Origin of the sequence: Corynebacterium minutissimum, assembly GCF_016889765.1 — a bacterium.
Classification (GTDB): Bacteria; Actinomycetota; Actinomycetes; order Mycobacteriales; family Mycobacteriaceae; genus Corynebacterium; species Corynebacterium minutissimum_B.
This window is the reverse complement of sequence record NZ_CP069533.1, coordinates 2320367-2345532: the sequence shown is the minus strand read 5'-3', so window position 1 is coordinate 2345532 and position 25166 is coordinate 2320367. Positions and strand designations below refer to the sequence as shown.

Genomic DNA, 25166 nt, shown 5'->3' with positions numbered 1-25166 from the left:
TATGTCTCTTATTGATGATGATGATATCTTTGCGGCGCGTTTAGTGGTCAGGGACACAACACCAGAGCGCAATATCATAGCGAACATTCACGACCCTATAGAGTTCACTTTTACAGACACCATGGGGTCTGTACCCACACTTAATGCTAAATGGTTGCGCAACCATGCCGGGCACTCAGCCCTTAATGGCCCTTGCTATGTCACTCTAGAATTGCGCGTGGATTATCATCCAGACGAGCACAAGGAATGGGCAGCACTTGGCCCACACTGGCAAGAATACGCAAACACCACCTTCTACGCGACCGAGCAGAATTGGGATCGTGTTGGTAACCCTCCGACGGTAGACGGTAACTTTGTGGGTTTATTAGGTCTTCTAGAAGCCTCAGTTGTCGGTACCAATAATCTTAACTCCGACGGTATGCGGGTATTTAATGAAATGTCGCCGGGCGAGATTATCCGTATTCTGCTTACCGAGGCGCACCAGCGCGGCGAGGCTACAGCGCTACGCCTAGACGGCAATTTAGCGCGCACTGATATTGATGTCGATTCCCTAGGCTTGCCGTGGGTTAACCTCAACCCAGACGGCACCGAGCGAATGACTCATAACTCAGACGGCCAGCAGGTACCAGATAAACTTCTGATAACCCGTGAATTTTCACCAGAGACCACCCTATTGAGCATTATCCAATCTTGGGTTGATACAGGCCTTATTCGTGTGTGGACTAGTGAATTCCAGCTCCACATGTCTGTTAAAGATGGTTGGACAAAGAAATTCAACACTCAAGACTGGAAGCGCGCGCGTATTCGCGATATCAACCTTCCATCGAGTCCAGACAAGCGTATTTGGGCGAATACTTTTGATAGCGTAACAATCATTGGCGAAAAGGGGTTCACCTATCACCTGCAATCCGGCGGCACCAATAACCCCTATGGCCGACGCGCAAAGGTGATCCAGGCGGCAGGTGTTAACAATAACAAGGACGCAGATCTTATCGCTAGAAACGCGCTACAGGATGGCAACAAGACATCCGAGGAGTGGACGCGCGAATACACGTACGCAGGATTAAAGGCAACCCCAACAATCCCACTTCGGCACGTCATGGTGGACGATATTATTTTCGTTGATGATGACAAAGGCGGACTCCAGCGCGTACGCGTGAAAGATATGAGTCTAAGCCTCAAGCCAGACGGAACATACTATATTACATTTGGATCTTCCAGTTCATCATCTAAGCCGATGACAGAAGATAGAGTTGTCACGGCAGCGAAGCGCTCAGTCTACATTGGTAACGGCGCGGTAGTCTTGCCGACAGGTTTGCCACAACGCACAAAGGGTGGATCTCCAGATATTTACGCGCGGCGATCTTTTGACCAGAACGACACTATTGGTGTAAATGCACAATCCGCGAATAAATACGCTAGCGCGGGTATTTACTGGGGTAACCGTGGCAGCGGGGCAATGAAGCGAGCACAACACTTAACACATGTTGATGTTGATAAAAACCGGGTCGAGCTTTTCGGTGGACACTCTCGCGAAGGCGGCAAGTTAACAGTCTCGCAGGATGGTGTCTACGCGTACGGCCAGACTATCCAACTCATGGCGCAACAATTGTTAGATATTCGAGCACCCAGGGGTTTGAAACTCCAACTTCCAGAACAGAACGTCTGGAATAACAACACCGGCAAGCCATGGCCACCATTTATTCCGTGGATTGATCTAGGTTACAACTTTAAGATGATTCGCACCGATGTCTTGGCACTCTACTTCGCCGAAATCATGACAACATCACCGGGTTTCTGGGACACATTCATTGGCCGAATGAGCGAAAAAGCCGCATTCAGGAAGGCTGTTAAAGATATAATCGGTTAACCCTCACTACCATACCCGCGTGGTATAATCAAGCGAGAATCTACTATCACGGGGGAATTGTGACAAAAGTCATTATCGATCTTCGCGAGTCCAACGGCCCTTTTTCATCTTCGGATCGGGCCTTCTTTTGGCGTACCTCAGCAGGTACAGGAGAGACACACTCCCCTACCTCAGTTCCCATTGTCGAGGGTTACGCCGAATTTGACCTAACCCCAGGCCAAACATGGGCGCGGATCATGTCTGCTGCCTACGACGATTCCGAGGCTAAATTAATCACGGTTCCAGATTCTGCGGTCGCGCTTAATCTGGCCGATCTTTTGGCCGATCCTGATTCTGATATCACCACATCCGAGTTCGAGGAATTGGGCGGGTTTCCTAGCGTTGTCGACTTCCTCAACGTGCATTGGGACGGTGACAAGCTAGTAATCGGCGGTCAAGTCTCACCTAGCCTCAAGGGTGAAAAAGGTGATACCGGTCCACGCGGACTTCAAGGCAAGCCGGGACCACAAGGTGATCCAGGCCCACGAGGATTACCAGGCGAGCCGGGCAAGGATGGTATCGACGGCAAACCAGGTAAACAAGGCCCACCGGGACAGCCAGGAGAAAAAGGCGAGCGAGGCCTACCAGGCGAGCCAGGAAAAGACGGTATCGACGGCAAGGACGGCGAGCAAGGCCCACCAGGTGATAAAGGCGATACAGGCGATCAAGGACCAAAAGGCGACCCCGGCGAGCGAGGGCCACGAGGTCTACCAGGTGAACCAGGCGAAAAGGGCGAGCCAGGCGAGCGAGGACCACGCGGTCTACCAGGCGAGCCAGGAAAAGACGGTGTAGACGGAAAACCAGGCAAGCAAGGCCCACCGGGTGATAAAGGTGATACAGGCCCAAAGGGTGATCCGGGTGATCAAGGACCTAAAGGTGATCCCGGCGAGCGAGGCGAGCGCGGCCCAGCTGGTGATATTGGACCTAGAGGCCCACGAGGTCTACCAGGCGAGCCGGGTAAAGACGGCTTAGATGGTAAGCCAGGTGAACCGGGTAAAGATGGCTTAGACGGAAAACCAGGCAAGCAAGGCCCACCGGGTGAAAAAGGTGATACAGGAGATCCAGGGCCACGCGGGTTACCAGGTGAACCAGGTAAAGACGGTATCGATGGTAAGCCAGGTGAACAAGGGCCACCAGGTGATAAAGGCGATCAAGGCGAGCGCGGCCCACGAGGTCTACCAGGCGCAAAAGGTGATCAAGGACCTAAAGGCGACCCCGGCACAACCTCATGGGATGGAATCACGGATAAGCCGTCGACGTTCCCGGCAGAGCCTCACACTCACTACATGTCGGATATTGTGGATCTTCCAGATATCCACCCAACCTACGCGGAACCGGCCACGCTAGCCCAGCGTGATGATGAGGGGAATGTTGCAGTTGCGGACTACCCCGGCTATCAAGACAGCGCCACATCTAAAAAGTATGTAGACGACAGCATCTCTAAGGCTACTGGAGATGTGGTCACGCGCGGATACATAAAAGACAACACCGCGCCAAAAGACCACAATCATGTGACGGCTGATATTACGGATCTACCGAAGTTAGACGACACTTACGCGACCCCAAACACAATACCGCTTCGAGATTATGACGGGCACGTCGTAGTCGGAGACCCGACCTATAACAACCACGCGGCGACAAAAAAATATGTTGACGAATCGATAGTGCATCCGTTCACAATGATCACAATGGTCACATTTCGGGCGAGGTTCATGCCACCAGATTTAGATCCAAGTATGAGCCCCCCTGGACCTTGGACACTATCCGATAATGATTATGAGATAGAACTGTCGTATGCTCACGCCGCATATGAGTTTGCAAGAAAGCTGAACTTGCATCAAGTGCAGTGTGAAGATTACTACGGGCGCGCAAGACTAACTCTTCATTTTGACCAAACACAAGAACCAGATGTTGATGTGAGTATATTCGCGCTAATCAACGCCGGGGAAACTGTTCGCAACATACCGTACAACCCAATTTCAGGGCTACAAGTGGCTTACCGTCACATATCTGGTGGACCTCACAACGCCCCACTGTATCTTGAAGTCCCACACAACGGGTACGGAAAAGAAACAGAAGTATACATTCCACTTCTGCTAGTACGCACTAAGTAACCACCACAACCACCACTTATTAACGTAACAGTAACGAAAAGAGCCTATATAATGACTACCCCATACTACGATATCGACTGGTCTAATAAGTTCCCTTTTGGTGGCCCACGACGCTTACCTATTCGCGGAATCTGTATTCACACCACTGAAAGCCCAACTGGTACCCCAGCGGAGAATGTGGCTCAGTATCAACTCAACTCCCGCACCGGTTCCTATCATTGCTTAGTTGATAGCAAGGGCTGGATCTTACGCGAGAACACCGACGACTGGACAACATGGAGCACCGGCAATAAGGGTAATGATATTTTACTTCATCTGTCCTTCGTCACTTACGCATCCAACACACGCGAGCAGTGGCTCAAGTTAGAGCGTATGTTGCGGCGAGGCGCGGCGGTGGTTGCGTATTGGTGCAAGACCCACAACATACCCGCCAAGTCTGTTAACGCCCACGGGTTACCGGGTATCACCTCCCACGACGCGACACGGGTGTGGGGTGGCACCGATCACACCGACCCAGGCAAGAATTTTCCGTGGGATGTCTTTATTCAATATGTGAAGGAAGCTATGGCAGGCAAGCACGCTAAAAAAGAAGAAGCACCAGCAGCAGCACCAGCAGACAAGCTGGCAAAAGATATCGCAACTATTAAGCACGAACTCACGCACCGTTTCGATTCTCGATACGATTTGGACGAGTTACGGCGCGGGTCTATTGGGGTTAACCAGGTCTACAAAGACACGCTAGTGGGTTATGTGCTTAACACCGATCGCAAGGTTGAGGATATCCACAAAAACAAACTCCCGGCCATCTACGACTTATTAGAAGAGATCCTGAAGGAATTACGCAATGCCTAACTCAGTCAACGAACGATACAATGTCATAGCAGAATTCATCGCTGGTGTGGTAGAGGAACAGTCCTTTTACCGGCGCAACGCTAACACCATTAACGGCACAATTGCAGCAACTATCGGCGCGATAGTGTGGGTAGCTCAGTATCTCTTAACTACCGGACAAGCCCCGGAATTATACCAGATTCTATCCGCACTTGTCATCCCGCTATTAACTGCAGTGAGCCTTAAATTAACCCGCAACGGTATCGGCACAAAGACATCTGAAGCATTAAAGAAGCCAGCAGCCGAAGCAGCCCTGCGGCAAACAGCTCTAGAAGACGCTCAGAATAAGCGACAGGATAAAGCTAATAAACAGGCGGCGGATCTTTTGAGTATCCGCGAGCAGTTTACCCGTTACTAACCACTACCCTAACCAGAGACAGGAGATCGAAAAATGGAATTAATCGATCTCTTAAACAACCTCAACGGCGCGGGGTGGCTGCAGGTAGTAATGCAGGCGCTTATCATATTAGCTATTGTCGGATCGTTTACAGCTAAATTTTTTTTAGGTCCCAATTACGACGACAGACAACGCAGCGTTAACCGGTTATTAACATTGGTAACAACCAGACGCGCAAGGGCTATTAGTGTGGAGCAGGCCGCACACGCGGCAGAGCTTGAAGCACACGCAGCATTACTAGAAAGTATCCAGCGTGATGTGAAGAACTTACGCCAACGGTTAGACTATATGCAAGATGAAAACCAACGCTTGCATGATGATTTAATTAAGCACCGGCACTATAGCGACGCAATGCACCGGCGCTATATCTCATTAAGTACCCGCGCAGCCGTTAAAGGTGTAACCGTGAATGAGTCAGATAGATGGCTCACATTCACGGAATGGCTCAAGATAGCCTATCCGGACGAAGACGAAACCGAGCCGCGAGCGAGTCCAGACGAACGTAGCCGATAACCCCCACTACCCTAGACTTACAGTCATGGGTGGTGGGGGATTTTTTATCTTGAGGCCAGCCTAGAAACCAGATCTAGGCTCATTTAACCGAAATAATCAGAGATTATTTTTGGTGCCAGCTCATGCCCTCACGCATGCAACATTTTATAGCCAACTACCAGCGCATCCACATCTAAAGTATAAAATTAGGACCAGCGCATTTTATTAAAATTAATTCATGTCCTAGCAGCTCAGGGCATGTATTCGTCTCACGCTTTCAGCAAACTCTAGTTTCGACGTACGATCATATAAAGAGCATAAGGGGGTGTGGCACCAAAGTGTCCTTTCGTCCACTTTGGCGGTCGGCATAGCCGACACACCCCTATGCTCTAAAAGTCAGCTTACGCTAAAGCCATAATTAGCTCAGCCTCAGCAGCGCACTCACTAGCCATATCCGCTACGCGCTCATGCTCACGCCCATACCTAGGCGCGTTCACCATATCAACGACGCAACGCGCAGCACGATCTAGTGTTCCATTCTTTAAGATACGTGAGTAGAAGTTAAGACGCTCAGCGCGACTCATACCTAATTTAACGCACTCACGGTTGACAATATCCATAATGTCACGGCGCGCGAGATAGTCAGTAGTCTTGTACTGATCTTCCTTGATCCCAAAGTTGATCATCGCGGCGGAAAAAGTATTAGTATTCATGATTAATCCTTAAACTTGATTTCTCTTATAGGTATAATTATAGTCCGCTACTATCTATAAAGTCAAGATAATAGCGGACTATTTATGTGTGGTCTTTGTTACATCTTTACACGATCATCAACAACGGGCGCGATATCGTTGTTGTACACAATGTCCCAAAACTCGTCTTCTGTACAATTCATCCGATAGCGTGGCGTGCCGTTATCTCTAAACATTTCAATAGTCTCATTCGCTATAGCATCAGTGTCATAATGCCAGCCTTCATATTCACCCAATAGCGGAGCAATAAGCAGCTCGACAACATCATCTTCAGTATTAAATACGCGGATAGGTTCGCCGGTGTGGTATTCGTGCGCGTTAATGCACTCTTCTACCTTCTTCAGATCATCGCCTACCCATTCCCAATCGTTGCCGTTAGGCTTGATTAGTTCCTTACAGATAGCGTCGATATCATAATTCCACTCCAGCGCGTCACCTAGCAGCGGATATAATTTTTCAATCATGATTTTCGCTTGTGTGTGGTTAAACATTATTTTTTGTCCTTCTTTGTGTAGAAAATACGGTCATTGTCAATATCATCTTCAATGATAGTTTCAATGTCAATAGTATCAATGATGGTTGACAGTCTCCATAACAAAAAGGGCATACCTTCGCGCACTTCGTTATGCTTTTGCCTCCACGGCAGAATTTCCCCGGTCTGTATGCACTTAGCAGCAACACGAAAGACAGACTCAGGGCTAACCCCCATAGCCCATGCGTCAGCAAGTGATCCATCCAGCGCGAAAACTAACTGTTTAAATACTTGGCTGGTTGCCATCCTTGCTAAAATTGTCAATCTAGAGTACTCAAACCGTGAATGATCATCGTCAAAGTCTTCTAACTCTTTAGCGTTCTCACTACGCCTGTAAACATCGTATCGTTGCAACGAGTACAGTTGCGCGTTCTCCTCAGCCTTGCGCAATGCGGGGTCTAGATCTTCGGGTGTATCTACGTCGTAGTTGCCATGGTTAATCTTTGGTGCATTGGCGACGCTCTCTTTAGCTAGTTGAGTGAATACCTTGTCCCAGGGCGCGGGCTTGATTCCTTGCGGCGGGTCTACGGTCTTTCGCGTGAATGTGCACCAGTGCCAGAGCAGTAACTCATACCAGCCCTTTTTATTGCGTAAGGCGGGCTTAACGCGCGCGGTTGGGTAATCACCCCACGACGGCGGCAACGGCATAATGATGTGATAACCCTTGCCACTCATAGATTCTTCTATGTACAGCGCTTCGGGCATACTCAGCAATTGCGCGGCAACTTCAGGCGGGCACTCAGGCTCAATATCGACAACCACACACCCATCCGCGCTACTTTCCAAAAAATAGGCATGATTTTGTGGCAACCCTCCCCCACTAATAGCGGCTAAGCGCTCGACACTCATTGGTAAAGTATCCATAGTCTCCGGCTTATACGGCGAGGCTCCGAATACTTGCCCCGTATTCGTCAGCGCGTCCAGGTTCACCGGCATTTTGCGCACATCACTTGGAGCGTCTTTCGGCGGGTTGGTGCTGATAGTCCATTTCGGTTTATCCGATAACGCCTCTATTGCCCCGTTGCAATAAAAGGCGGGTTCCGCTTTTCGGGCTAATTCATACACTTGTGTCATGTGTATATTTTAACATAAAAATACCCCACCAGTAAATACTAGTGGGGTGTGTTCTTTATCACTATTAAGCAGCTAGCATATTATCGGGGTTTCGCGGGATTTCCCGCATGAGGTCGTTCAGCGGCCAAAGAATCAGGTTCACGTAATTTTTGTTACGTTCCAGGATTGCTTTCCGGCATTGGCGGCAGTCTTGGCGGTTTGTACCTTCGTAGGTTTGCAGCTTGTGATTGCGGCTACAGTACCCTTTACGGGTTGAGCGGCGGCGGCGCGCCGATACTACCCCAGCCTTCTTGTCTTTCTGACGCTTAATAGCGCGAGCGCGGCAGTTCTCGGCATGTGTTACCCAGCGCAGATTGTCTAGGCGATTGTTGAGCACATTGCCGTCGATGTGGTCTATCTCCATCGCGTTATCCACGGTCGGATTAAACGCCATCATCACGGCGCGGTGTACCTTGAGTGACCAGATGTTCCCCATATCGGTTTTCACGGAGACATAGGCATAAAGTAAGCTTGTACCCGTGTACCCCCAGGCGAGGATATTGCCAGTCTTGCGGTTGTATACGCGGCCCAGGGTTGATACTTCGTACCCACTTGCGCCAGGGATTGTCTTCCATTGCTCAAAGGCTAGTTCTTCATCGGTGAACGGATCCCAGCGGTAGGACTGTTGCCAGCTGTATTTTGGTGGTTGTGGTGTGGTTGACATGGTTATTATCTCCTGTTAGTGTTTGATTAGTTGGGCGAACATTTCCAAATTCATCGTCACCCATTGGTCTGCGGGCTTTCCGTGCCCGTGGCGTTTGTGTACTATCACGCCTATTTTGGCGTTATCGTTGATGCGCTCTTGTTCCGTCTCACGCCACCACTCTGGTAGCTTGAGGGTTTTGTGGTTCTTGCACTCCAGCACTACCCGCCCTCCGTCCATAGTCTCGACGGCGGCGATATCGCCCCGGTCGTGCTTTCCGGTCTTGACGCGGCGGTCAATGTGTGGGTTGTCTAGCTCTTCAGCGAGATAGTCAGCCACTAACCGTTCAAAAGATGATCCGGCGACCTTTGCGCTTCGTCTATTACGAGGCATAAGCGAGGCTCACTTTCCGTGTGTTTATTTTGTCTTGTGAACTGTAGTGTGTGAGGTGGTAATAACCACACTGGCATTCGTAGATATTTAGCGGATTCTGCTTGGTGTGGTCTGCGCGCTTCCAGATAGTCAGCAGCGCGTACGCGGCTTCTTTTCTGGTTGCATACCTAACCTTGGTCGGGTGCGGGCATTGCATTATGCGGCCTCGCCCCGTGCGTCACCTACCCGCTTCACCGTGTCTAGCGTGTAGAAAAAATTGTTGTAGATGTTCTCTTGGATTTCGTGCGCAGTACCCGTGTCGAAATACGGTGTATCGATTTCGGCCTTTTCAAGAATTGCGGTGAGCGCGGCAACAATGTGTTCCATGTCGATTTCGTAATTTCTAACAGCTACCGACTCATCTTGGGTTACCTTGATTCCGCGCCCCGGTAGCAGCATATTTTCAACAATTGCGTAAACGTTGATCTCGTGCCCCATGTGCGAAATTGTGATCAACAGTTGGGTGCATTCATCGCGGTAGATTACATCCAGCGTTTCGCAGTTGTCCTCGATCGTGATGTGGGTTGTGTGGTTTGTATCACCTATCGCCGGAATTGTTGCCATCCGGCGCAGTCGGTCGCGTACTTGTTCAGTAGTCGCGGCGCGGTCTAGCATCTCGAATGACCCTACGCCGGATTTATATAATGTTGCGTGCATGATAGTGTCCTTGTCTCTTAGTTAGTGGCTGGTGGGTTAGTGATTCTGCGCTTCTCTAGTTGCTTCAGCGCGTCAAAGTACTCTTGGTGTAGTTTGCGCTGAATGCGACCGGCAATATCTATAGTTAAATCGGTGTAGCCTTCGGTGAGATTTTCCAGGGCTACCCCAAGCGCTATGACGGCGTACCCCAGTGTTAAGGGTCGTTTTCCGGTAAATTCGAACTCTTCGTGTAGCGCGTACTTTTCACCATTATCCCGGCCAATGGTTACGGTTAGCGCGGCGATGTTGTCGTGTACTGCGACATCGAGAATTAACGGATATCTGATCGTTCTGTTCTCGGTGTTGCTCAAGTCACTGAGCTTGCAGTGATACTCTATGTGTGCGACATGTCGATCGTTATCTCTGGTTATGAGCATGTATGGTGTGGCATTGTCGCCTATCATTGGGAGCATTGGTGTGTACTCCGGCACGTCGAAGTGGTCGTGTGTGGTCATGGTCTATCCTTCACCTATTAGTGATTGTTGATATAGTGTTGAGTTAAGTACTCTTCATCTGCGAATAGTCGCGAATACCCGTCTCTGAAGTGAACGGATATCCCCTCATCTGTCAGCGCTTCATAAGCGAGCGAGATAAGGCGACCTTTAGTTGCCTCGTCACACTTGTGAATGTTGTCTAGTGCGCTTCCGTCCTTGAATGTGTCCACGATCTCATCTGGAAAGGTGGCGGTCTGATTGTTGACATGATATGTAATTGCCTCTACATAGTCGTCGAATGTTGGAAATACCCTCAGCCAGGCTTCAGGTCTACCCGTGTATAGGGATTCAGCCTTGAATAATCTGCCGTAGCGGGTATACGGTGGTACAAGTTGCCCCGGATGGAGCATTGAGCGATCGTCTACGTATTTTTTGGTCATACGCTTCACTTCGGTGCTCCAGCCAGCGCGCGGACATGAACGGATAACGTCTTCAAAGCGGCTATAGAAGTTATTGCGGCCTAGTGGTGCACCAGAAGGGTTAGTGTCGCGGTACCAGTCCCGGTACAGGTCAAAAGCGGCACTCTTGACAATGAACGGTTCTTTAAACGCTTCCTTGAATTCGTGGAAGAAGTCATACACCGGGTTAGTGCTAAAGCGTTGTTGCTCTTTAGTAGCGCGCGATGCAGCGGTCTCTTTAAACTTGCGCACCGGCTCCCTATCCAGCAACAGGTACTTAGTCATCCAGGCTAAGAATTCAGGGTCGCGGATTAAGCGGTCTTTAATCTCTGTCTTCTCGCGACCAGTAAACGATACTAGAAAGTTGATATATAAGATACGGCGCATAAAGGATTCTGAGACATCCTTAGTGCGGATAATGTCGTTAACACTTTGTAGGATAAGCGCTTGAATGCGTGTGTTAATCGGGCGCTGGTGCTTCGGGTTAACAGTGATGGGGTCGTGTGTGACAAGAGACTTAATAGACCTCACATCCACGTACTCCCCGACCGAGTTTTCGTGTCCAATGATGGTAGTAACCCCGAGCGCTCCAGCGAGCATGAACGGTTGAGCGATCTCTGACAATGATAAAAACGCGGTGTTTGAGGTGCCATGCAGCAGCGGGATAAGCTCAAGCATGGTGCCTTTACCGTTGTTACCCGCGTTACCTTTAAGCGCTACTAATGAGCCATACGGCACGCGCGGGAAAAATGTGGCGCGGAGCACGTCATAACAGGTTTCTAACTGTTCCCGGTCGCCTCCGAGTGCTTCAAGTAGCGTATCTTCATAGCTCCAGCGGGTGCCGTCGTCTAGATACAGTTCTGGTTCTTTAGCTTCAGGGTCAAGCGCGACAGCTGATTTTGTCGTGATGATGTACTCAGGGCTGAATGGTTCCAGCTCTTTTGTCTTGTCGTTAAAGATTCCATTTTGCAGCGCTACTAGGTGCGCGTGGTCGTCTCCCTGCTTGGTTGGTGCGATAGCGTGGAGATAAGACTCAAGGTCGGAAAAGGTTCGGTCGGAGATTCCAGGGATTAAGGTTGCGGCGCGGTCGTATAACCCGCTTCTAGATATCTGATAAACGCCGTAGGCTGGATCCGCTTCATCATCGACATAATAAGCTAACGGTACCCGAACAGATGTTTCAGTATGTCCAGGGGTCTGTAAGCGGATAACGCGGCAAGCATGAACCAGGATATGTGCAGCGAGCGCGGGCGGTAGTTGTGGCTGCGCGGGCATCTTTGGATAGCGTGCGGCTAGGCTCTCGTGAGTCTTCATAAACTCAGCACGGTCGCCCAAAATGGTGTTAGCGCGTACTAGGATATCTTCGCCAATTTGTTCTAAAGTTCGATACTCCCAACTGATGGTTTCGAAATACTCTTCTAAGTTCTCAATGAGAAGAGTCATCGGCGGGCGCGAGAAGGTTTCGGATTGGCGGTGCTCTTCTTGCAGCTCCGCATCCTGCGCGCGGGCTAATGAGACAGCCTCGATTAAGTCAATATCGAATTCATCGATAGTGTCTTGTGTGTAGTAGTCTTCTTTCTCTTCCTCATAGACATCGATCCGGGTCTTAGCCTTCTTTACTATCTCGCGGGCTTGGTCGGTGTCCTTGTCCTCGTTATTCTCGACAGCGATGTGAGCCATGGCTAACTTATGCAGCCAGCGCTCCTTCTCGCTTGTCGTGTTCTTGGTGCTCATTATTGTTTGCCTTCATCATTACGCGGTTACGGTGCTTATGTGTGGTAGTGCCGCTGTATAGGTGCTTAGCTATTGCTAGTCCTTGCTTGTCGGTCAGCGGCGGCGCGGCTGCTAGTAACTTTTCGATTGCTAGTGCGCGCTTGTGGGCGGCGCTCATAACGGTCTGATGTGGCTTACGCGGCTTCGGCTTCTTCGCCTGCGCCTACATAGAGTTCACCGTGCAGCCAGCCCAGGTCAGCGGCGTGTACGGTCTCGTATCCAACAAGCTCTAGTGCGTTGTTGAATTCTGTCTTATCTTCAGCGTTGACAAGATTGTCTAAGGCATGTACAATGTCCTTCAGAGCGATTTCAGCGCATGGATACACGGTTGCAAAGTCAAGCGGTGCTTGTGGTTGCTCTTCACCTTCGGAGATGGTAACCTGAGCTTGAATGGTTGCACCCATTGCGGTTTCAAACGCTAGGTAAATTTTATAGGTGTCTGTCTTAAATTCTTCAGTGTGTAGCACGATATAGCCTTATAAAATACTAAAAAAATAAATAAAATGTATTATCTCACCTCAGTTTTTCTTCGGTGATGCTTTTAGTATACATAGCCTTGACCTATTAAGTCAAGGCCATTTAGCGATCTATTTTTGTGTTCTTCGTCACAAAGACAGCTCAGAATCCTTTTCCGGATAATCCAGAATATGCGGCGCTTTTAGTTCATCGGGCAAATAATCCACCATACGGTGCGCGGCGATATCCTCGGCAGTGTTCACCGTCATACCCGTAGCAAAGATAGGGATCGGGCCTTGACTTAAGATCTTGCCTGCTAGTGAGTCTGCGCCATCCTCCTGTTTGCGGCGCGCTACTTGATAGTTAATCCAGCAGCAGCCCTCGGGGTCTGGCTCAAGTTCAACCGACACATCTAGCGAGACATAATCACCATGGGGCAATTTCATAATGCGGCGTTGGATAGCGCGGGTGTGCTCAGTCTTGACTAGCAATTCTTGATTGATTGAGTCGTCAATTTCGCGCATCATCTGGTGTACGAAGAATAGTGCGCGCTTGCGGTTTTCAGGGTCGTTGTCGTCCCCTAGTGGCTTCATTGGTTTAGAGTAATCAACCATGATTGCGACCTATTTTTCTTTTTTGGCTTCTGTACCGGGGAATGGAATAATCCAGCCGATCTCGCGGGTTCCGTCTGGGTTTGGCTCATAGGCGGCACCAAACTTCTCTTTCTCCAGCTCAATAAGCTCTGGGGATTTAAGTTCATCTGGTAGACAGTGCAGCACGTCAAAGGTGCGCGTGTCGTATACCTTGTCGTCGGGATCATCTGACGAAAATGGTTCACCCCACGATCTGCAAAGTGGTGGTTTTAGGTACGAATAGAAATCGCGGAAGGCAACACCCTCTGGTTGCTTACTGTCAATACTCACGCTTACCCGGGCTGGCCGTTCGCATGTCCCATCAACGACCAATTCTTTCGATATTGACACACCTACATAGAACAGCTCGCCATCGTCACGTTTCATCACGCGGATGTTTCTCTCTTCAAGTTGTGGAACGAGCTTTTTCCCAACACCACATTCATTTGTTACCTCGTGCTGTTTGGTCTCAATTGCCTTGTCAAAGTTGAGGTAAGCATTAAGCTCCATCCACACCTTTTTTGCGTAGAGTGCAGCGCGCTTATTCTGGTTGGTTGTCTTGAAATCCATTTCTAAACCTCCCTTTCGTATTTATCGGTTTTAATGAATTGACTCAACCTTATCTTTCGGATTATGTCAAAAGCAAGCTACTTTTAGTGTGAACGCCGTCACACCGTTATAAAATGATAACGCCAGCTTTACAGTGATGATGGATTTTAGATTAGGTGATACAACTCACACCGACACGCCGGATCCAGGTGGTTAAAAAGTAACCGAACGTAGTCGTGTTCGGTTCATACCAGTCCTATTCCAACGAGCTGGACCAGGAAGGCGTCGACAAGCACGGCATCATCCCCGTGCGCCGCATCTCCGGCGGTGGCGCCATGTTTATGGAGGGCGGCAACTGCGTGACTTATTCCCTGTACGCTCCGGAGTCTCTCGTGGCCGGCTATTCCTACGAGGCCAGCTACGAGTACCTCGACCAATGGGTGCTCGCCGCACTGAGCAAGCTTGGAGTAAATGCTTGGTATGTGCCGATCAATGACATCACGTCGGACGGCGGCAAGATTGGTGGCGCAGCCCAAAAGCGGCGGCAAGGTGCGGTGCTGCACCACACCACGATGAGCTACGACATCGATGCAAACAAGATGCTGGAGGTCTTGCGCATCGGCAAAGTCAAGGTCTCATCCAAGGGTTTGGCCAGCGCAAAGAAGCGCGTCGATCCACTGCGCCGACAGACCGGCGTGCCACGCAAGGAGATTATCGACACGATGGCGCGCGAGTTCGCCACTCGCTATGGCGCCGTCGACGCCGATCTTTCCGACGCCACGCTTGCCGACGCCCACCGCCTCGTCGACACAAAATTCCTCACCGATGCCTGGACTAAACGCATTCCTTAAGTTGCGTGGGAATTTACATCCAGCGTACTGTGTTGATATCTCTAGCGAACCGATCTGTTCGTAATATGCGAACCAATTGGTCTTTTCTATACAACGCTGTTTAGAAGGAATTTCTCGTGTCTAACACTTCTTCCCGCACGCTGCCCTCTTGGGCCACCGGCTTTGGCGCCCAGGTCATCGCCGGCCTCATCATTGGCCTCATCCTCGGCTTCATTGCCTCCGGCATGGAATCCTCTTGGCTCTCCGATACCCTCTCCGGCATCGGCGGCGCCTACGTCCAGCTGCTCAAGGTGATGGTCCCGCCGCTCATCTTCGCCGCGGTGGTTACCTCGGTTGCCAACCTGCGCAAGGTCACCAACGCTGCTTCGCTCGCAATCTCCACCCTCGTATGGTTCGCCATCACTGCCTTCTTCTCGGTTCTAGCCGGCATCCTGGTGGCGCTCGTGATGAAGCCGGGTGTGGGCACGACTGTCGACGCCTCCACTGCCGCCGATCCTTCCCACGTCGGTTCCTGGACCGCATTCCTTCAGCAGCTCGTCCCCTCCAATTTCTTCGGGCTCTCTGCATCCTTGAGCGACGACTCTGTTTCTTTGGGCTTTGGCGCCCTCCAGCTCCTCGTCATTTCTCTAGCACTGGGTATCGCTGCTGTGAAGGCCGGCACGGCCGCCGATCCTTTCCTGCGCTTTACCGAATCCTTCCTCAAGGTCATCCAGGTGGTCCTGTGGTGGATCATTCGCCTTGCCCCGATCGGCACCGCGGCCCTCATCGGTAAGGCCGTGGCTACCTACGGCTGGGACGCGATGAGCTCCTTGGGCAAGTTTGTTCTGGCAATGTACGTGGGCCTTGCCCTGGTAATCGTCGTGGTGTACCCCGCTGTACTCCTTTTTAACCGCATTCCAGTCATCGGCTTCTACAAGCGTGTTTGGCCGGTCTTCTCCCTCGGCTTTGTCACCCGCTCCTCCATGGGTGTCATGCCAGTCACCGAACGCTTCACTGAGAAAGCTATGGGCGTGCCGCGCGAGTACGCTTCCTTTGCTATTCCGCTGGGCGCCACGACCAAGATGGATGGCTGCGCCTCCGTCTACCCGGCCATTGCGGCAATCTTCATTGCCCAGTTCTACGGCATTGATCTTTCCTTGACCCAGTACCTTCTCATCATCTTCGTCTCCGTCATCGGTTCCGCCGCTACCGCGGGTACCACGGGCGCGACCGTGATGCTCACGTTGACTCTTTCCACCCTGGGCCTCCCGCTCGCCGGTGTCGGCCTACTGCTGGCCATCGAGCCCATCATCGACATGGGCCGCACCGCCGTCAACGTCACCGGCCAGTCCTTGTGCGCCACCATTGTGGCCAAGCGTGCCGGCATCCAGGACCAGGCCACGTGGGACGCTGCCGAAAATGGTGTCTCCAACATCATGAACGACGACGAAAACGACCGTGAAAGCGTAAACGCCTAAACGAAAGTGACGACGCATAAGCGGGGAATCTGCGCCGCAATCGTTCCATCCGCCACGGCATCCGGCCTGCTACTGGGCTCCTCATCGCAGCCGTACTCACCGGCGTGCTCGACGACGATGCCCTCATCTCCCGGGGTTGGCGCGTCCCCTTCCTCATCGCCCTCCCCTCGGACTTTATGGCCTGTGGATTCGCCGCAACGCTGATGAGTCTTCCCGCTTTGAGAACCAAGATGACACGGAGGAATCCCCTCTTCGCGAGGTCATCAAGTACCCTAAGGCCCTGGCTATTGCCTTCTCGGGCGCGGTTCTCAACGCCATCGGCTTCTATGTCATCCTGACTTATCTGCCTACCTACCTCTCCCAAGAGTTGGGCATGGCGGAAACACCTGCTATCAGACCGCTTGGGCCACCGCACCACAATGCTGTGCGCTGCACTTTTCATGGGAGTCTTCATCGTCCCAGCATTCATGCTCCTCGACGGTGCCGGGATTCTCCTTGTCATCATCATTCAAGTGTGTCTCGGCGGCGTGCTTGCGCTTAACGACGACGTCCTCCCCTCGTTCCTCTCTGAACAGTTCCCCACCCATGTTCACCTTTCTGGCTTTGCGCTCACCTTCAACACGGCAAACGCAGTGTTTGGCGGTACCGCACCGATGATCGCCACTTGGCTCATTGATAATGACCGACAACCAACTGGCCCCGGCGTATTACCTCGTTGCCGCTGCAATCATCACCGGCGGAGGCGTTCTCTTCGCTTCCGTCGTCTCAGACGACGAATAGCTTAGAAGGGGATGTCGTCGGTGCCAGCATCAGTGTCGGCCTCGGCCTTTGCTTGTTCTGCGTGGTATTCGTCGAGTTCCTGTTTGAGACGTTGAGCTTCTTCGCGCACTCGTTTCCTAGTGGCGGTGATATGTTGGGCGACTGTTTGTGCCCAGCGCTTTTGCTTTGGTGCTAGTGGCCCGTCGGCTTCGGTGATTGTCCACGTACCGTCGGCGTAAAGCCAGATAACATCCCCACTATAAGGATCCAGCAAGTATTTCAGGGTGCCATCAGTTTTCATGTTGTGATGCCCTTGGCATAAACACGCCAGGTTCTTTGGATGAGTAGGCCCTCCTTCGGCCCAGTTATGCCGGTGATCCAACTGGGAGTGGAAGGCTGGTTTGCCACATCCGCCGACCCGACAGGTACCGTCACGGCCTTCGACAAATTTGCGCATGATGATTCCTGGTTGGTAGCCGTCTGCTTCGGCTATATCACCGGTTAAGTCCCGGGTCTTGTCATGCGGCATGGGCTCAGCCCGCCAGCCGAAACCTTCAATGAAGGTTGGTGCATTCTCAATATCGCAGGCTTGGTAGGTGTGTAAGACCACGGTGGCCGGTGGGGTGATTTCACCGCTAAGAAGCTTCTTGATTGCATCGGTGATGGTGATGCCTTCTTGCGCGGCGGTTTTCTGGATGAAGGCATCGATTTTAATGCCGGTGTCTTCATCACACTGCAGTTCCAGCCAAGCGGAAGTGCCGTTAGAAGAAAAGTGGTAAGCGTCTTTGGGGCGGGTATCGCGAAAAGCAATGGAATCATCCAGGGTTTTGCACAGGTCGCGGACTTTGCGCCTGATTTGACTGCGGGTAGGAAAAGCCTGATTCGGCTTGGTAGGGGTGAAAAAATCAGCCAGGATGGAATCGATGAAGTCTAGGGTTTCAGCAGTCAACGCCGTTAGTGCTGAGAGGGGTTGGTCGATAGCGATCAAGGATTCAATGTCCAGCAAACAGTGGGCATCTTGTATGGCTTTGACTTTCGGCAGGCTATGAAGACGGTTGATAGCGCGCAGACCTGATTTGATGTGGCCTTCCGGTAGCGACCAGGCAGCCACTAGGGATAAGGCGGTGGTGTCGATATCGGCTTCAAGGCTGGGCATCGCCCCGACCCAGGTCTCGTAGGTGGCTCGGCGGGCTTTGCAGCGGGCTATGGCGTGTGGATTGTTGGGGTTGGTAGTGGAAAAGAAAAAGGTTGGCGGACGCGTAACGGTGGTCATGGTTTCCCCGAGATAGACATATATTAGAAGAAATGTTCTAACCATGATTCTAGCGCCAAACACCATGGATGGCTAGACCCACTGGTAATTTCAAGTCAAGTCGTTACTATAAACGGGGGTAGTGCCCGAACGTTTCGCCTGGATGTTCGGCACCAACTGCTTAAGGCCAATGAGCAAAATTACGCTGTGAGGCCATCAAGGAATCTATTCGTACCGCACGTCACCGCGCGCAATGTCCTTGCGTCCGTGAACAATGAAGTACACCACCGAAGCCACCAGCATCAAGCCTGCCAGCAACCAGTACATGACGGAGTAACCTGTCGCGGAGATAACCTGACCCAACAGAATCGGACCGAAACCAATACCGACGTCCAGCAGCAGGAAGAAGGTCGAAATCCCCGCACCCATCTCGTGCATCGGCACCAGACGTACGGCGATAGCCTGGCCCGCCGGAAGGATAGAGCCGTATCCGATCCCCACCAAGGCGCCCGCAGCAATAATCTGCCAATCAGCACTAGCTGAGGCAAGGACAGCCAGGCCGGCAATGAAGAAGATCAGTGATGAGTAGATGATGATGTTGTCACCGCGGCGATCTTGCAGCTTGCCCAGCACAAATCGCAGAATGAGGCTCACCACCGCATAAGCCAAGAAGAAGTAGCTAGCGCCCTTCTCCAGGCCAGCGTGAGAGGAGTAACCATTCAGGAAGGTAATAATTCCCGTATAGGCAACACCGACCAGAAGAATGAACACGCCAAAAGGTGCCACTGCTGGGTGCATAATATTCCCCAACGAGAAGGAGACACTACGGTGCTCCTGCGCGGGCGCCTTGACGATGAGCCCCAGCCCCAAAGCGACTACCGTGAGCGTCAGCGCCACGAGAAACACGGTGTTATAGCCAGCATTGTGGACAATCGCTAGACCTGCCGCCGGACCAAAAGCTGTAGCCAGCGTTGTACCCAAGGCGAAGTATCCGGTTCCCTCAGCACGGCGATGGTCCGGGATAACCGATTGCGCCACCGCCATCACAGCCGTCGACGCCACCGCATATCCGAAACCGTGCAAGATGCGGACAGCAAACAACAGAGGCAGAGACTGCGCCGGGAAATACAGCGCCATCGCCACAGCTACCACGATGAGGGAGATAACCAGCGATCGCTTCCGCCCAACAGCATCCACAATGTAGCCCGAGAAAAGGCGGGCAATCGTCGCCCCCACCACGAAGGCGCTGGAGGCAAACCCGCCCGCCGTATCCGAAGCCTGGAATTGCTCGACGGCATAGAGTGCCATGATGGTCACGAGCAGATAGAAGACCGTGAACTGGGCGAAATTAACCAACCACGCAAACACAAATGTCGGCGTGATGAGGGAACGGGATTCAGAGGACGTTTGAGACACCTTCTTCGACAGCGTTATGGAATTAAGACTTCCACACGCTACCAAAGATCAGAGATACATTCGAATCCAATTTTGCATCTATGCCCTGCTTGACGACGCCCCTATCCGAACAGTTTCCGCAGGTACGGAGAGCCAAATTTCCACTCTGGGTCCATCTTTTCACGCAGCTCGCAGAACTCATCAAATCTTGTATAAAGTTGAGAAAAATCGTTTCGGGACAGGGAGTTCATCTTGCCCCAGTGCGGGCGCCCACCGGCTGCGCGGAGAATAGGCTCCAGCTTGGGCATGTAATCCTGCGGGTTGAGCGCACGTGGAATGTGGAAGGCAATGTACATCGATTCGCGGCCCGATGCTGTCGACAGGGCAACGTCATCCGCGGCCGTCGTGCGCAGCTCCATTGGAAATCCAATGAGCCAATTCTGCTCGTCGATGAAGCGACGGATTTCGCGGACGGTCGCGGGGCCGTCGGCAAGCGGCACGGCGTACTCCATCTCGTGGAAGCGAACCCGGCGCGGGCTGACGAACACGTCGTGGGCGGCGGAACGGTAGCGGTTATTCGAGATGACCGAGGTGGCGAACTTGTTGAGCGTCGGGATAGTCCCCGGAATGAGACGGCCCAGCGCCAAGGCCGCGGCGAAGGCGCCGTTGCCGATGAGCTCGTCGTCGACAAGCGCCTTGAGACGTGAGCGGCGCTCCCCATTCGGTTCGAGGCGCGTGTTGGCCTTGACCATCGCGCGGTCAGTGTGCGGGAACCAGTAGGACTCGAGGTGGTCGACGCCCCGAGAGAGCTCCTCCCAGTTATCCATCAACTCATCAAAGGCAATACCTGACTCTTCTGCCAGCAGGTCGAAGGCATCCACACATTGCATTTCGACTTCGACAACCACGCCGAGCGCGCCCACGCTGACGACCACGAGGCGAAGGAGTTCTGGGTCTTCGTCGAGGGAGTAGGTGCGGGGGTTGCCGTCGGCGTCGATAAGCGTCAGGCCCGTCACCGTGCCGGCAAATCCCGTGTAATTGATGCCGGTGCCGTGGGTCGAGGTCGAAATCGCGCCTGCCAGCGATTGCGGGTCCACATCGCCCTGATTGGCCAGCGCCAACCCATAGGGACGCAGAAGGGCTGGGACATCACGTAACCGAGTACCCGCCAGGAAACGAACGCGCTTGCGCTGCTTATCGACGCTCACCAGCCCACTCACGTGATCCAGATTGAGCATCGTCTCCTCCCCTGCCGCGATAGGCGTGAAGGAGTGACCGGCACCCACTGCACGCACGCTGCGGGAACGAGTAATGATGTCTGGAATCTCATCAATACGCGTGGGCTGGAGGTATTCCGCGGGTTTCGTCGTGACCGAGCCGGCCCAGTTAGTGAATGTGGTCATCGCAGTGTCCATCCTTGTCCTCTATAGGTGTCCCAGACATCAACGCCGTCAGGTCCGACGGCCAGAAGATGGTCGACGTTTTCTGTCATTTCACCGGCCTTGGCGTGGCGGAACCACACCAGGTCCTCGACGTTCATGTCCACGCCTCGGAGAGGTGTCTGCACTTCCCCGGCGCCTTCGGTGCTGGAGTAGTGAAGTCCCTGCGGCCACACTGGAACCGGAACGCGATCCTTCGCGGGTGGCCCGGAGGCAATCCAGCCGCCGGAGTTGACCGTGGCCCAGCCCGGCGCGGGAACGCGGGAGACCTGGCAGACGAAGAACGCTGCCGCTTTATGGTTGATGCCTGTGAAGTCATCGAAGATCGCCGGCGTGTAGAAGCCCGAACCTGCGGCAAGTTCGGTCAGGGTTCCTTCGGCCGCAGATTCCTGGAGGCTGCCCGTGCCGCCCCCGTTGACGAATTCAATATCCGCCACCGCCCGCGCTGCCTCCACGCAGGCACGGCGGCGAGGGGCCAGGTCTGACATGGAGCGCGTGCGCAGCCAGCGCTTGGCCGCTCCCACCAGGCCAGGCAAGCCATCCGCAACGGATGCCACCTGCCCTTCATAGGCCATGAGTCCGACAAGCCGATGACCACGGCGAATGATGTCCCGAGCAAGTTCCGTGACCTGTTCCGGTTCCCGTATGGGCGAGCGGCGCGGGCCCACAACGGCACCCGGCAGGTGGAGCGTGCAATCGATGTCAATGGCCACCTTCACAGGGCCAGGAAGCAGTTCCAGAAGCTCGACACTGTCCACCATGACCGTAATAGCCTCACGCGCGGTGTCGGAGGCAGCAAGCTCCGCTAGGGCTGTGCGGTTCACGCTCGGATAGGCCACGACGATATCCCTGAAACCTTCTGCGACGAGGTGAAGTGCTTCGGGCACCGAGTAGGCCAGGATTCCCTGGTAGCCCTCGTGTGAAAGCACTCGACGCAGGGCCGCGACACTACGCACCGATTTAGAGGCAACACGGATGGGCAGTCCCCCGGCGCGCTGCGGCATCTGCTGAGCATTGAAATCAAACGCCTCAAGATCAATGACTCCACAAGGCGCCGAGCGTTCGCCAGACCGCACGAGGCGTTCTATCGCTGAGCGAACGTCCTGTCTAGGGATACTGGAAAGGATTGCCATAGAGTTATCCTAACCACTCCGATTTAGGTTTGTGAGACAAATCTCGAATATCGTGTAGCGATCCGAAATATTTTTGGGACAATGGTCACCATGAAAACCTTCACCCAGACTCGTCTCCCCCAGCGTGTCCAGAATTTCCTCGACACTAACCCCGCCCGCGATGTCCGCGGCACCGGTGAGGAGCACCACGCTCACGCTCCTTTTACTGGCGCGGAGTTCTTCAGCTTCCCTACTGCTACCGCGCACGATGTGGAACGGGCCGTCGAGTATGCCCGCGCTGGCGTAGGCCAGGGCAACCGGGCTGCCATCCTGTTGCGCCTTCACGATCTCGTGTACGAGAACGAGGAGCTCATCCTCGACCTCATTCAGGCAGAGAATGGCAAATCCCGTGCCCACGCCTATGACGAGCTGATGGATCTGTATAACTGTGCGCGCTTCTACGCGGTCAACATTCGCAAGGCCTTCGGCGCGGACCGACATCCGGGCGCGCTTCCCGTGCTAACCAAGACGCGCACCCAGCACTACCCGCTGGGCGTGGTGGGGCTTATCTCGCCGTGGAATTATCCGCTTTCCCTCGGCGTCGGCGACGTGCTGGCCGCGCTCTCCGCGGGCAACGCTGTGGTGCACAAGCCGGATTCTCAGACCACTCTGACAGCTATTCTGCTCAGGCGCCTGGCTATTGAGGCAGGTCTGCCGGAGGCGGCCTGGCAGCTGGTTCCTGGAAACGGTGCGGACGTGGGCGATGCCCTCATACCCCTCGTCGATGGACTGTCCTTCACTGGCTCGACGAAGGCAGGCAAATCCATCGCTACCCAGGCTGCGGGGCGCCTCATCCCCACCATACTGGAGTTAGGCGGCAAGAACCCGATGCTGGTGCTTGACGACGCCCCCCTTAAGCCCACCGCCCAAGGCGCCGTGCGCACCGCATTCTCCTCGTCTGGCCAGCTCTGTATGTCCGCCGAACGGGCCTATGTACACGAGAGCATCTTCGAGGAGTTCCTCGCAGAACTAAAGAACGCGCTGAACCAGCAGGTGCTTGGCGCGGCCTTCTCCGATGCCGCCACCATCGGCTCGCTCACCTCGCAGCGCCAGCTCGACGCGGTACAAGCCCATGTACAGGACGCCGTTGACAAGGGCGCCACCGTGGTTACGGGTGGCCAACACCGCCCAGATCTTGGGCCCTTCTTCTACGAGCCCACCGTGCTGACTGGTGTGACCCCAAAGATGGACCTCTATGCCGCCGAGACTTTCGGCCCCGTGCTCGCTGTCTATCCGGTCAGCTCTGATGCCGAAGCCATCCAGCAAGCGAACGACACCACCTACGGTCTGTCCGCCTCCGTCTGGTCAGGGAATTCCCGTCGCGCGTGGAAGGTCGCTTCTCAGCTTGAAGCCGGCATGGTCAACATCAACGAAGGCTTCGCCGCCGCCTATGGTTCCATTGCGGCACCCGGCGGTGGAGTGAAGGAATCAGGTCTGAACCACCGCCATGGCATCACTGGTATGCGCCTGTGGGCCAACGAGCGCACCGTGGCCGAGCAGCGCCTGCACCCGCTTGCGCCCTCGGAGTACATCTCACCGGAGCGCTTCCGTGCCCTCGTTTCCACGGGCATGCAGCTGATGAAGACCTTCCGGCTTTAAAGGAGAAACCATGCACGAGCTATCCCGTGATGAACTCCTAGCGCGCCGGCTCATTGCCCAAGGGCTAGCGCCATCGGCCGCGCGGCCATCGCTCGCCTCGGCGCTGGACGTCGCTGAGCATCTCCTTGCTCTACAGGGGCAGACCTACGACGCTGGTGTTCGTGCACTTTCCCTGCGCGCCGGGTGTGACGATGACAAGGTTCTGAAAGAGATAGAAAGCTACTGCGTGGTGCGCTGCTGGCCCCAGCGAGGGACGTTGCACTTCATGCCGGCTGCCGACGTCCGCTGGATGTCCTGTCTCCTCTATCCACGCATCGCCGCAAGCCAGAAGTCTCGGCGCCCCAGTCTAGGGCTCAGCGAAGAGATGTTTGAAGCGTGCTCAGAGGCCCTCCACAGCGCAGCCACCACACCATTAACCCGCGCGCAGGTCTATGAGCTTTTCGCCGAGACGGGCGTGGATCCCACAGAAGGTCGCGGCTCCCACTTACTGCGTGCCTTCGGCGGGGCAGGTGACCTCGTCCAAGGCCCCAAGGACGGCAACCAGGAAACCTTTCTTCACGTTGATGCACTTCCCGTTGCCCAACACGAGCCCGCGCATCCCCTTCACGAACTTGGTCAACGGTATATCTCAGGTCATGGTCCGGTCTCGGTAGAAGACCTCCAAGCGTGGTCAAAGCTCAGCAAGACTCAAGCCACCACAGCTTTGAAGTCGGCAGACGCTCGACGCACTCGCCACGATGGCCAAGACTTTTGGATGGCCACTTGGCAGGAAGATGTTTCTGCGGAGGACATCCGTACTGCCCTAGAACTACGACTCGAGCTGCCTGCGTTCGACGAATACTTGCTGGGCTACGCCAACAAGGACTGGATTGTCCCCGATGAGATCCGCGTCAATGTCCTCACCAAGAACGGTCTGAGTTGGCCGTGGGTAATGGAAGGCGGACGCGGCGTGGCCAGCCTGCGCTAGCT

General features: G+C 53.6%; 24 protein-coding genes and 1 pseudogene. 9 read left to right on the top strand and 16 right to left on the bottom strand.

The window, feature by feature from the left end; all coding sequences use genetic code 11:
- The first annotated feature begins 1 nt into the window (after position 1).
- The 5 genes from I6J26_RS11040 (at position 2) to I6J26_RS11020 (ending at position 5824) form a co-directional block, all read left to right on the top strand.
- Positions 2-1870, top strand: coding sequence for a hypothetical protein (locus I6J26_RS11040; RefSeq protein WP_115021624.1), 1869 nt, complete (start codon positions 2-4; stop codon positions 1868-1870).
- 236 nt (positions 1871-2106) lie between these two features.
- Positions 2107-4023 (top strand): collagen-like protein, encoded by a 1917-nt coding sequence (locus I6J26_RS11035; protein WP_147279322.1) that lies wholly within the window; start codon positions 2107-2109, stop codon positions 4021-4023.
- 51 nt (positions 4024-4074) lie between these two features.
- Positions 4075-4875: a peptidoglycan recognition protein family protein gene (locus I6J26_RS11030; RefSeq protein WP_115021621.1), complete on the top strand. Its 801-nt coding sequence runs from the start codon at positions 4075-4077 to the stop codon at positions 4873-4875.
- On the top strand, positions 4868-5272 hold the full coding sequence (locus I6J26_RS11025) for a hypothetical protein (RefSeq protein ID WP_115021620.1): 405 nt from the start codon (positions 4868-4870) through the stop codon (positions 5270-5272). Before I6J26_RS11030 ends, I6J26_RS11025 begins: the two co-directional genes overlap by 8 nt.
- A gap of 33 nt (positions 5273-5305) precedes the next feature.
- Positions 5306-5824 (top strand): hypothetical protein, encoded by a 519-nt coding sequence (locus I6J26_RS11020; protein ID WP_115021619.1) that lies wholly within the window; start codon positions 5306-5308, stop codon positions 5822-5824.
- A 380-nt stretch (positions 5825-6204) separates the two neighbouring features.
- On the opposite strand, the gene I6J26_RS11015 is transcribed toward I6J26_RS11020, so the two are convergent.
- The 11 genes from I6J26_RS11015 to I6J26_RS10965 all read right to left on the bottom strand — a co-directional run bounded on the left by I6J26_RS11015 (position 6205) and on the right by I6J26_RS10965 (position 14294).
- Complete coding sequence (locus I6J26_RS11015; protein WP_115021618.1) at positions 6205-6516, bottom strand: hypothetical protein; 312 nt, start codon at positions 6514-6516, stop codon at positions 6205-6207.
- 98 nt (positions 6517-6614) lie between these two features.
- Positions 6615-7046 (bottom strand): hypothetical protein, encoded by a 432-nt coding sequence (locus tag I6J26_RS11010; RefSeq protein ID WP_115021617.1) that lies wholly within the window; start codon positions 7044-7046, stop codon positions 6615-6617.
- A complete protein-coding gene (locus I6J26_RS11005) occupies positions 7046-8161 on the bottom strand; it encodes a hypothetical protein (protein WP_147279321.1) in 1116 nt (371 codons plus the stop codon). Before I6J26_RS11005 ends, I6J26_RS11010 begins: the two co-directional genes overlap by 1 nt.
- Positions 8162-8225: 64 nt before the next feature.
- Entirely contained in the window at positions 8226-8864 is a 639-nt protein-coding gene (locus I6J26_RS11000) for an HNH endonuclease (protein WP_115021615.1), read from the bottom strand.
- A 15-nt stretch (positions 8865-8879) separates the two neighbouring features.
- Positions 8880-9182 (bottom strand): hypothetical protein, encoded by a 303-nt coding sequence (locus I6J26_RS10995; RefSeq protein WP_239121788.1) that lies wholly within the window; start codon positions 9180-9182, stop codon positions 8880-8882.
- A 249-nt stretch (positions 9183-9431) separates the two neighbouring features.
- On the bottom strand, positions 9432-9932 hold the full coding sequence (locus I6J26_RS10990) for a hypothetical protein (RefSeq protein ID WP_115021613.1): 501 nt from the start codon (positions 9930-9932) through the stop codon (positions 9432-9434).
- A gap of 17 nt (positions 9933-9949) precedes the next feature.
- Entirely contained in the window at positions 9950-10426 is a 477-nt protein-coding gene (locus tag I6J26_RS10985) for a hypothetical protein (RefSeq protein ID WP_115021612.1), read from the bottom strand.
- 17 nt (positions 10427-10443) lie between these two features.
- Positions 10444-12597, bottom strand: coding sequence for a DNA primase family protein (locus tag I6J26_RS10980; protein ID WP_115021611.1), 2154 nt, complete (start codon positions 12595-12597; stop codon positions 10444-10446).
- A 173-nt stretch (positions 12598-12770) separates the two neighbouring features.
- Positions 12771-13103, bottom strand: coding sequence for a hypothetical protein (locus I6J26_RS10975; RefSeq protein ID WP_115021610.1), 333 nt, complete (start codon positions 13101-13103; stop codon positions 12771-12773).
- A 138-nt stretch (positions 13104-13241) separates the two neighbouring features.
- The gene (locus I6J26_RS10970) at positions 13242-13706 is read right to left on the bottom strand and encodes a hypothetical protein (protein WP_115021609.1); all 465 of its coding nucleotides are present in this window, start codon (positions 13704-13706) and stop codon (positions 13242-13244) included.
- 9 nt (positions 13707-13715) lie between these two features.
- A complete protein-coding gene (locus I6J26_RS10965; RefSeq protein WP_115021608.1) occupies positions 13716-14294 on the bottom strand; it encodes a hypothetical protein in 579 nt (192 codons plus the stop codon).
- A 212-nt stretch (positions 14295-14506) separates the two neighbouring features.
- Between I6J26_RS10965 and I6J26_RS10960 the strand changes: the two are divergent.
- Positions 14507-15124: pseudogene (locus I6J26_RS10960) on the top strand (lipoate--protein ligase family protein); the annotation flags it as partial.
- Between the two features lie 116 nt (positions 15125-15240).
- A complete protein-coding gene (locus tag I6J26_RS10955) occupies positions 15241-16581 on the top strand; it encodes a dicarboxylate/amino acid:cation symporter (protein WP_115021607.1) in 1341 nt (446 codons plus the stop codon).
- Positions 16582-16973: 392 nt separating this feature from the next.
- Here the strand turns inward: I6J26_RS10955 and I6J26_RS12955 are convergent, their stop codons facing one another.
- The 5 genes from I6J26_RS12955 to I6J26_RS10930 form a co-directional block, all read right to left on the bottom strand.
- Positions 16974-17168, bottom strand: a complete 195-nt coding sequence (locus I6J26_RS12955) for a hypothetical protein (protein WP_239121787.1) — start codon at positions 17166-17168, stop codon at positions 16974-16976.
- A gap of 194 nt (positions 17169-17362) precedes the next feature.
- Positions 17363-18613: an HNH endonuclease signature motif containing protein gene (locus I6J26_RS10945; RefSeq protein ID WP_115021606.1), complete on the bottom strand. Its 1251-nt coding sequence runs from the start codon at positions 18611-18613 to the stop codon at positions 17363-17365.
- Positions 18614-18817: 204 nt separating this feature from the next.
- Positions 18818-20008: an MFS transporter gene (locus tag I6J26_RS10940; protein ID WP_115021605.1), complete on the bottom strand. Its 1191-nt coding sequence runs from the start codon at positions 20006-20008 to the stop codon at positions 18818-18820.
- Positions 20009-20109: 101 nt separating this feature from the next.
- Positions 20110-21402, bottom strand: a complete 1293-nt coding sequence (locus tag I6J26_RS10935) for a D-arabinono-1,4-lactone oxidase (protein ID WP_181815355.1) — start codon at positions 21400-21402, stop codon at positions 20110-20112.
- Entirely contained in the window at positions 21387-22559 is a 1173-nt protein-coding gene (locus I6J26_RS10930) for an alanine racemase (protein ID WP_115021603.1), read from the bottom strand. The genes I6J26_RS10935 and I6J26_RS10930 overlap by 16 nt, the downstream gene beginning before the upstream one ends.
- A gap of 90 nt (positions 22560-22649) precedes the next feature.
- Between I6J26_RS10930 and I6J26_RS10925 the strand changes: the two genes are divergently transcribed.
- Entirely contained in the window at positions 22650-24197 is a 1548-nt protein-coding gene (locus I6J26_RS10925) for a succinic semialdehyde dehydrogenase (protein WP_115021602.1), read from the top strand.
- 10 nt (positions 24198-24207) lie between these two features.
- Entirely contained in the window at positions 24208-25164 is a 957-nt protein-coding gene (locus I6J26_RS10920; RefSeq protein WP_115021601.1) for a DNA glycosylase AlkZ-like family protein, read from the top strand.
- Positions 25165-25166: the final 2 nt, after the last annotated feature.